The following is a 12720-nucleotide window of genomic DNA, read 5'->3' as shown; positions in this document are numbered from 1 at the left end:
CACCACGACCGAAGATCAAAGCAGACCACCCGAACCCACTTTGAGGACAGGCCCTAGGGCAGGCGTGCCAGCACGTCCGCGAGGACGTCTCGCACCGGGACGTCCTCCACGAAGGACACGTCGTGCTCGCAGCGGCTGATGTCCTGGCGCGTGCAGTCGGCCCCGCAGACCGGGCACCGCACGGTCCACGAGATGTGCACGTCGTGCCGGACACGTCCGAGCGGTCCCGCGTTGATCACGTTGCCCATCCAGTAGACCGAGACGGTCTGCGCGCCGACCGCCTGCGCCAGGTGCCGTGGCCCGCTGTCGTTGGCCGCCACCACCGCGCTGCTCGCCAGCACACCGACGAGCCCGGGCATGCTCAGCCGCCCCGCGAGCGACCGCGCGGCAAGCCCGTCGGTGATCTCCTCGACGAGGTCGCGCTCCGCGTCGGTGCCGATCACCACGACCCCGGCGTGACCGGCGAGGCCGCTGATCATTTCGCGGAAACACCTTGTGGGCCAACGCCTCCGGGGATCGGTCGCGCCGGGGTGGACGGTCACCAGCGGCAGCGGCACACCCCGCAGCGCCGTCTCCGCCTCGGCGAGGTCGGCCTCGGTCACCGTGATCGAGGGTTCCAGGGCGGCGGTCGGGGCTCCCGCGAGTGCGGCGACTTCGAGCCAGCGGACCATCTCGTTGTGGTAGTACCGGAACGGCGCCGACCGGTCCAGCTCGACGGAGTCCCCGGCGTTCGGCCCCACGGCGCACCGCGCGCCGAGCCGCCGCACGAAGGGGTTCGACCACCGCCCACCGCCGTGCATCTGGACGGCGAGGTCGTACGGGTTCTCCCGTGCCGCGGCGAAGAACCGGTCCTCGCTCTCCGACGTCGGCAAGACCGCGACCGAGCTGACGGGGCCTGGGCGGTTGTCGAGGAGCGCTCGGTGCTGTGGCGTGCCCAGCAGCACTATCTCCGCATCGGTGTAGGTGGCGGCCAGTGACTGGATCGCGGGCATCGCGAAGAGCAGGTCGCCGAGCCCGCCACCGCGGAGCACGGCGATCCTTCGCACGTCGGGAACGGGCGCGCACAGCGGGCCCGGGGACAGGTCAGGCACGCTCACCGATTTCCCTTGGAGAAGAAGGGCAAACGACGTGTTCACCGTGAAGCGCGGGGTATTCCGGCCGCATGAGCGACGTGCTGACCGCCACCGGGATGATCGAGATCCGCAGCCCGGAGGACGGCAAACCCGTCCACGAGCTGCCCATGGCTTCGGAGGAGGACGTGGCGGAGGCCTTCGAGGCCGCCCTCCGGACGCGGAAGGAGTGGGCGCGCACGCCCGCCGCCGAGCGAGGAGCTGCCGTGCACGCGGCCGCCGCGGCCGTTCGCGACCGGGCGGAGGAACTGGCCGAGCTGAACCACCGGGAGACCGGCCGCGACGAGGCCGAGGCCCGCGAGGGCGCCCTGGCCGGAGCTTCGACACTGTTCCAGTACGCCGAGCTGGGGCCGGTTCACCGGGGGCGTGGCCTGCACGGCGCGTACCGGGCGATCGACATGATGCTGCCGCAGCCGCGCGGTGTCGTGGTCGCGCTGACCTCGTGGAACGAACCGGTCGCGGTGTCCTGCGGGCTGCTCGGCGCGGCGCTGGTCACCGGGAACGTGGTGATCGCCAAGCCGAGCGAGCGGGCCCCGGCCACCGGAAGGCTGCTCGGCGAGATCCTGGCCGAGCACCTGCCGCCCGGCGTGCTGTGCACGCTGACCGGGGACAGCGAGGTCGGCGCCCGCCTCGTCCGGAACTCCCGGGCCGACGTGATCGCGCACGTGGGCAGCACCGCGACCGGCCGCGCGATCGCCGTGGCCGCCGCGTACACCGGGGCGAAGACGGTGCTGGAGAACGGCGGGGACGACCCACTGCTGATCGACTCGGACGTGGACCCCGTGTGGGCAGCCGAGCAGGCGGCGCTGGGCGCGTTCACGAACTCCGGCCAGCTCTGCACCTCGGTCGAGCGGATCTACGTGCACGAGGACATCGCCCGGCCGTTCCTCGCCGCCCTGACCCGGCACGCCACCGACGCCACGCTGCCTCCGCTGGTGGACCGGCGCCACCGCGACCACGTGCACAGCCATGTGGTCGAGGCGCTGGCGCGCGGCGCGCACCGGCTGACGGGCGGTGAGATCCCGCCGGGGCCGGGCGCGCACTATCCGGCGACCGTGCTCACCCGCTGTGAGCAGGGCATGGCGGTGATGGACGAGGAGACCTTCGGCCCGGTCGCCCCGGTCCGCGTGGTGCCGGACTTCGACCGGGGCCTCGCCGAGGCCGCGGCCGGGCGGTACGGGCTCGCCGCGACCGTGCTGACCAACTCCAGCGAGCACGCGCACCGGGCGTGGCGGGAGCTGCCGGTGGGCACGGTCAAGATCAACGCCGTCTTCGGCGGGGCTCCGGGTGGCGCGGCCGAACCGCGCGGTGCCAGCGGGACCGGCTACGGCTACGGGCCGGAGCTGCTCGACGAGCTGACCACGACGAAGGTGCTGCACATGGACATCGCGGGAGGCAGCAGGTGAACACCACAGCGCTCACCCCGGAGCTGCCCCGGTCGCTCGCGGCGCGGCGGCCGAGGATCGCGGTGATCGGCGACGCGCTGCTCGACGGGTGGATGACCGGCCGCTGCGACCGGCTCTGCCGTGAGGCTCCCGCTCCCGTCGTCGACGTGTCCAAAGAGGACTTCGTGCCTGGCGGGGCGGCGAACACGGCGGTGAACTTGGCGGCACTCGGCGCGGAGAGCCTGATGGTGACGGCGGTCGGCGACGACGTGCCCGGTGACCAGCTGGTGGTGGCGCTGCGCCGCGCGGGCGTGCGCACCGAACAGGTGGTCCGGGCCCCCGGGCGGGTCACCACGACGAAGCGCCGGATCATCGCGGGTGACCAGCTGATGCTGCGCTTCGACGGCGGTGACCAGGGGCCGCTCGAACCCGACGTCGCCACCCGGCTGGCCTACGCGGTGGGCCGCGCGGTGACCGACGTGGACGCCGTGCTGGTCTGCGACTACGGGACCGGGGTGCTCGGACCCGAGGTGATGGAGGCGGTCCGCGTGGCGCGAGAGGGCATCCCGCTGCTCGTGGTGGACGCGCACTCGTTGGCCCGCTGGCGCGATCTCCGGCCGGATGTGGTGACTCCCAACACGAACGAGGTCGCCGCGATGATCGGGACAAGGCTGCCGGAGGCCGCCGCCGACCGCCTCACCGTGCTCGAACGGGAACGCGACGGCATCGCCGAGCGAGCGGGGACCAACGCGGTGCTGGTGACGCTCGACCGCGACGGGACCGTGCTCTTCGATGGCGCGGAGCCACCGCACCGCACATGGGCGCGTCCGGCTCCGGAGAACTTCACGGCGGGCGCCGGGGACACCTTCGTCGCCGCACTGAGCATCGCCGCCTCCGTCGGCACCCCGCTGAGCACCGCGGCCGAGCTCGCTCAGGCCGCCGCCGATGTCGTGGTGCACCGGCCGGGAACGGCGGTCTGCTCGTGGGTCGAGCTCGCCGAACGCCTTGGCAGCGAACAGAGTTCGCTCGCCGATCCGCGTGAGCTGGAGAAGGCGGTTGCCGAACACCGCGCGGCGGGGCGGCGGATCGTGTTCACCAACGGCTGTTTCGACGTGCTGCACCGGGGGCACGTCGCCTACCTCAACCAGGCGAAGCGGCTCGGTGAGGTCCTGGTCGTCGCCCTCAACTCCGACAGGAGCGTGCGGCGGCTCAAAGGCCCCGAGCGGCCGGTGAACACCGAGTCCGACCGCGCGGCAGTGGTGGCTGCACTGTCCTGTGTGGACCACGTCGTGCTCTTCGACGAGGACACCCCCGCGCGGCTCCTGCGGTCGTTGTGCCCTGAGGTGTACGTGAAGGGCGGCGACTACACGCCGGAGATGTTGCCGGAGACGCCGATCGTGCGTGCTCTCGGTGGTGAGGTGCGCATTCTGGACTACCTCTCCGACCACTCGACCACGGCGGTGATCGACCGCATCCGCGCCACGAGCGAAGGTGCGACGTGACAGCCGCCATCGACGTCCTCGTGCCGAGCCGGAACCGCCCGGCAGAGCTGGCGACCACGCTCGCCGGGCTCGCCGCGCAGGACGGACCGGAGTTCACGGTGATGGTCAGCGACCAGTCCGACGCCGAGCCGAGCTACGCCTGCCCGTCCGCGCAGGCGATGGTTCGCGTGTTGTGGCACAAGGGAAAGCGGGTCTCGCTGTACCGCAACCTCCCGAGGAGGGGGCTCGCGCAGCAACGGGCGTTCCTGCTCGGTCACGCCGACGCGCCCTATGTGTTGTTCCTCGACGACGACGTGTGGCTGGAGCCGGGGACCCTGGAACGGCTGCACGACGCCATGACCGAGCTGCGGTGCGGCTTTGTCGGCAGCGCGGTGCAAGGACTGTCCTATGTGGATGACCACCGTCCGGGCGAGCTGGCACCGTACGAGGAGTGGACGGCACCGCCGACGCCGGAGTCGATCGAACCGGGATCGGCGGAATGGTCGCGCTGGACGCTGCACAACGCCGCCAACCCGACCCACCTCGCCGACCGGCTGCGGCTGCGTCCGGGCGACTGGCGGGCGTACAAGGTCGCTTGGGTCGGCGGGTGCGTGCTCTTCGACCGGGAGCGACTGGAGGCCGTCGGCGGCTTCGACTTCTGGACCCGCCTGCCGAGGGAGCACAGCGGGGAGGACGTCCTCGCCCAGCGCCGGGTGATGGCCGTGGCAGGGGGAGCGGGCATCCTGCCCAGCGGTGCGGTGCACCTGGAGGCGCCGACGACCGTGCCGGACCGCCGGGTGGACGCCGCCGAGGTCATCCCGTCGCCAGCGCCACCAGCCGGTCGTAGCTGCCGTTGAAGGAGTTCTGGTCGATCGGCGTCGAGGAGTACTGCCAGATCGTGTACACGCCCCACGCGTGCGGCAGCGGCCCGATCTCGGCGGCGTAGCGGGCGACCCACAACGGGTTGGTGCCGCTGAAGTCACCGCGGTTGCCCGTGCACTTCGACCACCAGCTGGTGCTGGTGTAGATCGCCGGGAACCGGCCGGTGCGGGCGCGGTAGGTGTCGGAGAAGTCCCTGAGCCAGGCGGTCATCGCGTCGTGGTCGAGGCCGTAACACGTGTCGCCGTAAGGGTTGTACTCGATGTCCAGCGCACCGGGCAGCGTCCTGCCGTCGGCCGACCAGCCCCCGCCGTTGTTGACGAAGTAGTGCGCCTGCTCCGCGCCGCTGGAGCGGTCCGGAAGCGCGAAGTGGTACGCGCCCCGGATCATGCCCACGTTGTAGGAACCGTTGTACTGCTGGCCGAAGAACGGGTTCCGGTAGCCGGTGCCCTCGGTCGCCTTGACGTAGGCGAAGCGCTTCCCCTGGTTCCAGTGGTCCTGCCAGTTCACCTCGCCCTGCCACCGGCTCACGTCGATGCCGGGCACCGCGACACCGGTCCCGGGGTCCACGGGCAGCTCCGTCAGCGCATCCGCGCTGCGCCCGCGTTCCGTTGACACGCCTTCGTGCTTGGCGATCTGAGAGCCCATCGGGGTGTCGCCGAGCACCTCGTCCGCCGCCGCGACGGGACTACTGAGCGTGGTCGCCGTCAGCAGCAGAGCCGCGCTGAGCAAGGTTAGCGTCGAGACCGCCATCTGCACTCCCGTCGGTCGGCCGCCGGTTGTCCACCTGCGCGAGTTGCCAGCATCGCCGCTCTCGCTCCGTCACGCTGAGTGCTTCACTCGAACCGGTCATCTCGGCCGTGTCACACCGGCCCGTGCGCGGTCGGTCCACCTAGGATCGCCGCTCGGTCGCCCACTGGTGCCGATCGCCCCGGTGGACGGCGGCGTAGATCCGGTCCCGGAGAACGTTCGCCTCGCTGTCGGAGAGGGTGCGGTCCAAGCGCCGCAACACGATCCTGACGAGAAGGTTCTTCTGGTCCTGGCGCGCGCCCAGCCGCTCACGCGCCCGCGGCGGCAGCTCGCGGTACGGCGTCTCCTGGAGGATCTCCACCGACTCCACGCAGTCCTCACCCACCGCGTCGCGCACCCGGTCGCCCAGGTCCTCGGCGAGGTCGCCGGCGTCCACCGCGACGGAGATGTCCCTGGTGATCGGCGGCATCGCCGAGACGGGCCGGTAGGGGAGCAGGTCGGTCATCTGCTCCTCGTCGGCGCGCAGCATCCGGATGTCGGGAATTCCCTTGAGCAGCATGAGGATCCGGTCCAGCCCCAGGCCCATCGCGAGCCCGCTCCACTCCGCGCCGAGCCCGGCTCGCGCGAGCACGTCCGGATGCGCGAGGCCGCACTCGCCGATCTCGACCCAGCCCCCGTCGCGCGCGATGTCCACCTGGCGCCCTTCGCGGGTGTACGGGTGGACGCGTGGTTCGCGGCGGTCCGCCGCGCCCGGCAACACGCGGGTCAACGCGGTGATCATCTCGTCGAGATCCTTGGCGGACAACGGTTCGCGCGCGATCCGCCACAGGTCCAGCTGGTGCGGTGTCCCGGTGTGCAAGCGGTCGATCGAGTCGCGCCGGTAGACGATTCCCGGACACACCAGCAGAACGTCGTCGACCGGCGCGGCGGCAAGCGCGCGCAGCGCGGCCGGAACCATTGCGCTGGAATGACTTCGCAGCATTCGCCGGTCATCGACGTACCTGGTGTAGCGCGCGTCGCGCGTGACATCGGCCGGGTCGTAGCCGAGGTTGTCGTAGTTGTCGGCGATCGTGACGACGCGATCCCCACGGCACCAGCGGACCTCGCAGTTCCACAGCGCGGCGAGCGCGTCCACGATGTGGTTCAGCACGAGCTGAACGGCGTGCGGACCCGTTGCGGGATCGGTGAGATCGCGAACGGCGAGATCGCGGGCGAGCTGTTCAGGGGTGAGCATGACGGCCTCTTCCGGCTTGAGCGAGCGGGTGTGGGGTACGACTCCCCCTGACCCGCGGGCTCTCGCGGTGAGGCGTGTCAGCGTGACCGGTGCGGCACGACGCGACCCCCACGACGCCCGTTCGGGGTCAGGGGGCCGGTAAATCGGCGAGTGGCAACGGCCATGCGATCACGTTAGCCGGTGCCGTGCGTCCAGCGCAGCGACTTTTCGGCTCCAAGGTCGCCTCACCCAGGCGGCGCCCCGCAACGCCCCAAGCCCCCCCAGCCCCCCAGCCCTCCGGCCCTCGGACGCGCCAGCACCTGCCCCCAGCTCGCAAACCCTCGGACGCGCAAGCCCTGCCCCCAGCTCGCAAACCCTCGGACGCGCAAGCCCTGCCCCCAGCCCTCCGGCCCTCGGACGCGCCAGCACCAACACCACCTCACCCACGACCCACCCGCCCGCTCGCCCCGGTCACCCCTCCCGCCACCCCCTCCACCGCCGCACCCCTCGTCCTCGCGTTTTGTAGGCTTAATGCGCAATGGGAGCGCTCTTTCGCGCATCAAGGTGACAAAACGCGAAAGCCCGGCCACGCCAGCCCGCGCGCCGGAGTGGCGGCGCCGGGGTGGTGGCGTCGGCGCGGCTTGCGGCGGCGGGACATCGGCGCCTTCCACCGGGCTCACCCACACCTGGCGCGGGTGGCTTTCCGGTTCGTGCGCGATGCGTGCAGCGGCGAGCGCTCACCGAGGCGACGCGAGTGATCACCCCGGCGAGCGCCCGCGAACGGTCAGGGCTTCACGTCGCCGAGACTGACCGGGATCGAGGTCGGGCCGATCGTGATGAACGACGGCGAGTAGGGAATGTCGGCCGGGTCGATCGCGAGGCTCAGCTCCGGGAGCCGCCGGTACAGCGTGGCGAGCGCGAGCTTGCCCTCCAGGCGGGCCAGGTGCGCTCCGACGCAGAACCGCGGCCCGTGGCCGAACCCGGGGTGCGCGCCCTGCTCCCGGGTGATGTCGAACTCGTTCGCGGTCTCCCCGTACGCGGCCGGGTCGAGCCCGGCGGCCTGGAAGGACACGCCGACCGCGTTGCCCTTGGGGATGTGCACGCCGTCGATCGTGACGTCCTCGGCGGTGAACCGGAAGCTGGTCCACATCACCGAGTGCCGGTAGCGGAGGGTCTCCTCGACCACGTCGGCCCACCGGTCCTCGGCCTTGGCCAGCTCCAGCTGGTCGGGGTTCTGGGACAGGGCGACGATCGCGTTGCCGAGCAGGTGGACCGTTGTCTCGTGGCCGGCGAGCACCATCAGCCACAGAACGCCGACCAGCTCGTCCGTCGTGAGCTTGTCGCGTTCGTCGCGGGCCTGCACCAGACCCGAGGTGAGGTCCTCGCCCGGCTCCTGCCGCTTGCTCTCCACCAGTCCGTTCAGGTACGCCAGGTAAGCGTTCTGCGTCGCGAACGCCACCTCGGGAGCAGTGGTGTGCGCGAGCAGCAGGGAGGTCCACTCCCGCACCTGGGCCCGATCCGCCCTGGGCACGCCGAACAGCTCGCAGATCACCCACATCGGCAGCGCCTCGGTGAAGGTGGGCACGAGGTCGACGCCGTCGCCCGCGGCGACCACCTCGTCGAGCAGCTCGTCGATGATCGCCTGGACCCTGGGCTGGAGCACCTGCACCCGGGCCGGCGTGAACGCCTTGGTGATCAGGCCGCGCAGCCGCCGGTGCTGCGCTCCGTCCATTGTGGACATGTGCTTGCCCTCGACGATGGCCCGTAGTGGCCAGTCCTCGGGAATCGACCCGTCGTGCAGGGCGGGCCAATGCTCCGGTTCGCGGAGGAAGGTCTTGTTGTCGCCGGCGATGATCTCGCGCGCCGCGGTCTGCGACAGCGCGAGGTACGCGGGCACGCCGCCGGGGTACGCGACCTTGACCACCGGGCCGATCTCCCGCAGGCGAGCACAGGTGTCGAGCACGGGCTCGTTCGGGGCGGGGAATGCGGGAAGGTTTGTTGTCATCGGGGGACCGTCCCTGCTGAGAAGTGAATGTGGCGGGTGCGCGAGTATCTTCGCCGCGTTTCCGCATGGCAAGATCACTCGCGAATATCGCACCGGTCGGAGCATGGAATGCGCTCAGTGTTCGGCCAGTGGCGAAATGATTACCTTGGCCTGTCGGGGAGCAGTCGTCGCAGGCAGGGGCGTCGGCAGGGTCGGGTCGGCCATTGCCGTCGATAGCACCGGCAGGTCACGGGTCGGCACACGAAAAGCGGATTCACCCCATCGGACGCTTTCGATGATGGGGCCTTGTCGAAAATTTTGTTCGGGTTCTGTGGCTCTGATCCACCGTTGTTCACCATTCGTGCGCTTATAACGACCAGGGGTCGCTCTCGCGCTGCCACAAGCGCGCGAATGGCGTTGTCGACTCGACGGTTTTGGCGATCGGCGCCGCCTGGCGGGGGGGGGCTTGCAGGGCGCGACCTAGGGCTTGTCTGACAAGGTTTTCGTCCAGGTTGAGGGGACGGCATGCAGGACGATGGCCGCGGTAGACGGTGGCGAGTTCGCCGTAGCGGGTGGCGATGCCGCGACAGTGCTTGAGCAGGTTGAAGCGGCGTCCGATGACATTGCGGCCGCGGTAGCGCGTTGCTCGGGGTGGCCGCGCTGGGCTACGACGACCAGGCGGTCGAGGTGGAGGCCGCGGCGGTGCAGCACTGATCGACTCGTCCGGTTAGGGGCGCTTATGTTCTGCGGGTGGAGGTTTTTCTGCTCTGGCACGTCCGGCACGCCCCGAAGCCGGACGGGTCGGTTGAGCACGCGGACGGTGCGGGCGAGCTGGTCTGGGACGAGGAGCAGGGCGACGACCTCAAGATCTTGGGTGTCTACTCGTCCGAGCGTCGCGCCTGTGAGCGGATCGAGCGCGCGCGGGGTCTTCCGGGGTTCGCTGACGAGCCCGACTGCTTCTTGACGTCCAGGTTTGTCGTGGATGAGGACCTTTGGGAGGACGGTTTCCACACCGTTCCCGGGGAGGTGAGCGGTGGGTAGTTCGTTCGGGCGGTCGAGGGGTGAGGCCGAGGCTGCCCTGTACCTGTCGAGCGGGGGCACGGCGGTGTTCCTGGACGTGCTGGCGCTGGCTGCCTGTGATCTGGCGGAGTCGGAGTGGGATCGGCCGGATCGAAGGCAGGTGGCCGACCAGCGCGGGAACCGTGTCGCTGGCGGTGACCGGCCTGGTCGGCAGGCGCGGGGATCACCGCTCTGATGCGGCGGGAGCGCAGATGGCCACGGATCGCGCACGAGGAGTGCGCCTTGTCGCCACCGTGATGCGAGACCACGAGGTGCCGCATCAGGGGCAGCAACATGGGTGAGTCTTCAGCCTGCCCTGCGGTCAGCAGCATCACCAAGGTGGTGGATCTTGGTGGTCCTGCCGCCCCGGGATCGGCCGATGGCGTGGTCAGGCGGCTCGCTGCCCGGATTGCTGTAGTTCGACCCAGCCCCCTGTGCGGCGGGTGATGTTCGTGGCGTGCTGATGCGCGCGGGCGATCGCGGAGTTCACGGACACGGCCCAGGCCACCTGTCCAGCCGCCTCCGCCGCCGGCAGCAGCCGTCGCAGCACCACATCCCAGGTGCCCTCGCGGGCAAGACGACGGTGTCAGGTCCAGATCGTCTGCCAGGGACCGAACACCGGTGGCACATCACGCCACGCGGTCCCGCACCGGTAGCGACAAATGATGCCCTCCACCCATCGCCCGCGCATCCGAGAACGGCCTTGCCAGCACCCACCACACGCATTTGTCAGACACGACCTAGTAGCCGTGCGGGGTGGCGCCTCGGGCGAGCAGCGAGAAGGCGGCGTCTGCCGCTGCTGTGGCCTCGGGATGGACGTCGGCGGCCGTGCGGCCCGTCGCCAGCTTGGTCCAGTTCTCGCGGGCGAGGATCTGGCGAACGACGGTGTACTGGGTGGCGACGAGCCGGGGGAGCAGTTTGTCGTCGGCGGCTTCGCGGAGCGCCTCGGTGAGCGCGGCGGTGTCCTCGGCGGTGACCTCGACCAGGCGGGCCGCGATGCTCGGCGTTTCGAAGACCAGCCGGTGGTAAGCGAGCACGTCCGGGGAGTCGCAAAGGCCGGTGACCGGGTCGTGCTCGTCGAGCCCGCGCTGGAAGTGCCGGTGCAGCGCGGCGAGCGGAGCCTCGCCGGGTGGGCGTTCGCGCACGATGCGTGCGGACTCGCCGAAGTGGTCGGCGGCCCGGTGCAGGACCAGGTCCTCCTTGGAGCTGAAGTACCGGAATAGCGTGGGTTTGGACACCTCGGCGGCCGCCGCGACGTCGGCCACCGCGACCTGGTCGAAGCCCTTGGTCAGGAACATCGTGATCGCCGTGTCGGAGATCGCCTGGCGCGTGCGTTCCTTCTTGAGGTCCCGGAGCCCGCTCATGGTCGTACCCTAGCACTCGGTGTTACTCGGTTAAAAATAGAACTCAGTTGTGTTTTACTGGTCGGCATGAGTGATGTCGTGATCATCGGAGCCGGGCCCACCGGCTTGGTTCTCGCCCTCGACCTGGCCCGTCGCGGAGTCGCCGTGCGGGTACTCGAACGGTCCCCGCGCGCCCAGGTCGGCTCGCGGGGCAAGACCCTGCACGCGCGCAGCCTCGAAGTCCTCGCCGACCTCGGTGTGGGGGAGGAGATCGCCGCCATCGGCACGCCGCGCCAGAGGTTCCGCAAGTACTTCAACGGTGAGTTCGTCAGCGACAGCACCCCGTTCGGCGACGGGACGTTGTTCCTGCCGCAGTGGCGGGTCGAGCGGATCCTGCGGGACGAGCTCGCGACCCACGGCGTGCGCGTCGAGTTCGGCGCGGAGCTGGTCGGTTTCACCCAGGACGCGAACGGGGTGGTGGCGGAGCTCGCAGGCGGCGGGCGGGTCGATGCGGACTACCTCATCGGCTGTGACGGCGGCCGGAGCACGGTCCGCAAGCTGCTCGGCGTGCCCCTGGCCGGAGAGGGCGCCGAGCAGCAGTCGATGATCTGCGGCGACGTCGAGGTCGACGGTCTCGACCGCGGCTACTGGCACCAGTGGGTCGACGACGACGGCGCGTTCATGCTCTGCCCGTTCCGCGACACCCCGGTGTGGCAGGTGCAGACCGGCCCGGAGTTCGACGCCGACGGACGGATGGTCCCGCCCGCGCTGGAGACCTTCCAGCGCCGCTTCGAACAGCACGCGCGCGTCACGGGCCTCCGGCTGCGCAACGCCACCTGGATGTCCAGCTGGAAGGTCAACATCCGGATGGTGGACCGGCTCCGCGTCGGCAGGGTGCTGCTGGCGGGCGACTCCGCGCACGTGCACCCGATCGCCGGCGGACTCGGCATGAACACCGGCATCCAGGACGCCTGGAACCTGGGGTGGAAGCTCGCCCTCGTAGCCTCCGGCACAGCGGGCGCCGCGCTGCTGGACACCTACGAGGAGGAACGGCTGCCGATCGCCGCGTGGACGCTGAACCTCACCTCGGACCGGCTGGACACGGTGCTCGCGAACCTCTACGAGCCGGGATCGGGCCTGGACACCGTGGCGGCGACCGAGGTGAGCGGGCTCGGGATCAACTACCGGTGGAGCTCGCTGGCAGCGGAGAGCTTCGGCGAGCTCAAGGCGGGAGACCGCGCGCCGACCGGCTCGGCGTCGGGGCCGTTGTTCACCGTTCTGGGCTTCGGGGCGGGCGGCCGGGCGGCCCAGAGCCGGGTCGCCGACGAGCGGAAGGACGTTGTGCGCGCGGGTCAGGCGATCGAGGGTTTCGGCATCGAGAGTGACGGGCTCGTGTTGATCCGCCCGGACCACCACATCGCGGTGATCAGCACCGAGGCCGGTCCTGCCCTGCGCTACCTCGACGCACTGACCCGCTAGCGGGGCGGGAGCCGGGG

At 70.7% G+C, this 12720-nt stretch carries 11 protein-coding genes; 6 read left to right on the top strand and 5 right to left on the bottom strand.

Annotated features, from left to right (window positions below):
- Nucleotides 1-53 precede the first annotated feature (53 nt).
- The gene (locus ACFFQA_RS00380; protein ID WP_377849468.1) at nucleotides 54-1097 is read right to left on the bottom strand and encodes a glycosyltransferase family 9 protein; all 1044 of its coding nucleotides are present in this window, start codon (nucleotides 1095-1097) and stop codon (nucleotides 54-56) included.
- A 65-nt stretch (nucleotides 1098-1162) separates the two neighbouring features.
- Between ACFFQA_RS00380 and ACFFQA_RS00375 the strand changes: the two genes are divergently transcribed.
- The 3 genes from ACFFQA_RS00375 to ACFFQA_RS00365 are packed head-to-tail and all read left to right on the top strand — an operon-like array spanning nucleotide 1163 to nucleotide 4853.
- Nucleotides 1163-2536: an aldehyde dehydrogenase family protein gene (locus ACFFQA_RS00375; protein WP_377849467.1), complete on the top strand. Its 1374-nt coding sequence runs from the start codon at nucleotides 1163-1165 to the stop codon at nucleotides 2534-2536.
- Nucleotides 2533-4017, top strand: a complete 1485-nt coding sequence (gene rfaE2, locus ACFFQA_RS00370) for a D-glycero-beta-D-manno-heptose 1-phosphate adenylyltransferase (protein WP_377849466.1) — start codon at nucleotides 2533-2535, stop codon at nucleotides 4015-4017. Before ACFFQA_RS00375 ends, rfaE2 begins: the two co-directional genes overlap by 4 nt.
- Nucleotides 4014-4853: a glycosyltransferase gene (locus tag ACFFQA_RS00365; protein WP_377849465.1), complete on the top strand. Its 840-nt coding sequence runs from the start codon at nucleotides 4014-4016 to the stop codon at nucleotides 4851-4853. The genes rfaE2 and ACFFQA_RS00365 overlap by 4 nt, the downstream gene beginning before the upstream one ends.
- Here the strand turns inward: ACFFQA_RS00365 and ACFFQA_RS00360 are convergent.
- The 3 genes from ACFFQA_RS00360 to ACFFQA_RS00350 form a co-directional block, all read right to left on the bottom strand.
- A complete protein-coding gene (locus tag ACFFQA_RS00360; protein WP_377849464.1) occupies nucleotides 4810-5628 on the bottom strand; it encodes a lysozyme in 819 nt (272 codons plus the stop codon). The two genes, ACFFQA_RS00365 and ACFFQA_RS00360, sit on opposite strands and share 44 nt — an antisense overlap.
- A 139-nt stretch (nucleotides 5629-5767) precedes the next feature.
- Nucleotides 5768-6859 (bottom strand): PheS-related mystery ligase SrmL, encoded by a 1092-nt coding sequence (gene srmL, locus ACFFQA_RS00355; RefSeq protein WP_377849463.1) that lies wholly within the window; start codon nucleotides 6857-6859, stop codon nucleotides 5768-5770.
- 763 nt (nucleotides 6860-7622) lie between these two features.
- Nucleotides 7623-8843, bottom strand: coding sequence for a cytochrome P450 family protein (locus tag ACFFQA_RS00350; RefSeq protein ID WP_377849462.1), 1221 nt, complete (start codon nucleotides 8841-8843; stop codon nucleotides 7623-7625).
- 729 nt (nucleotides 8844-9572) lie between these two features.
- Here ACFFQA_RS00350 and ACFFQA_RS00345 point away from each other — a divergent pair.
- Nucleotides 9573-9863 carry a hypothetical protein gene (locus ACFFQA_RS00345; protein ID WP_377849461.1) on the top strand — a complete coding sequence of 97 codons (291 nt, stop codon included), beginning with the start codon at nucleotides 9573-9575 and terminating at the stop codon, nucleotides 9861-9863.
- On the top strand, nucleotides 9856-10077 hold the full coding sequence (locus tag ACFFQA_RS00340) for a hypothetical protein (protein WP_377849460.1): 222 nt from the start codon (nucleotides 9856-9858) through the stop codon (nucleotides 10075-10077). Before ACFFQA_RS00345 ends, ACFFQA_RS00340 begins: the two co-directional genes overlap by 8 nt.
- Nucleotides 10078-10621: 544 nt before the next feature.
- Here ACFFQA_RS00340 and ACFFQA_RS00335 read toward each other — a convergent pair.
- Nucleotides 10622-11245 carry a TetR/AcrR family transcriptional regulator gene (locus ACFFQA_RS00335; protein ID WP_377849459.1) on the bottom strand — a complete coding sequence of 208 codons (624 nt, stop codon included), beginning with the start codon at nucleotides 11243-11245 and terminating at the stop codon, nucleotides 10622-10624.
- A gap of 66 nt (nucleotides 11246-11311) precedes the next feature.
- On the opposite strand from ACFFQA_RS00335, the gene ACFFQA_RS00330 reads away from it, so the two are divergent.
- Nucleotides 11312-12703 carry an FAD-dependent oxidoreductase gene (locus ACFFQA_RS00330; protein ID WP_377849458.1) on the top strand — a complete coding sequence of 464 codons (1392 nt, stop codon included), beginning with the start codon at nucleotides 11312-11314 and terminating at the stop codon, nucleotides 12701-12703.
- Nucleotides 12704-12720: the final 17 nt, after the last annotated feature.

This window comes from Allokutzneria oryzae (genome assembly GCF_042429765.1).
Taxonomy (GTDB): domain Bacteria; phylum Actinomycetota; class Actinomycetes; order Mycobacteriales; family Pseudonocardiaceae; genus Allokutzneria; species Allokutzneria oryzae.
Note: the sequence above shows the minus strand (reverse complement) of the source record. Positions and strands in the feature narration are given on the sequence as shown.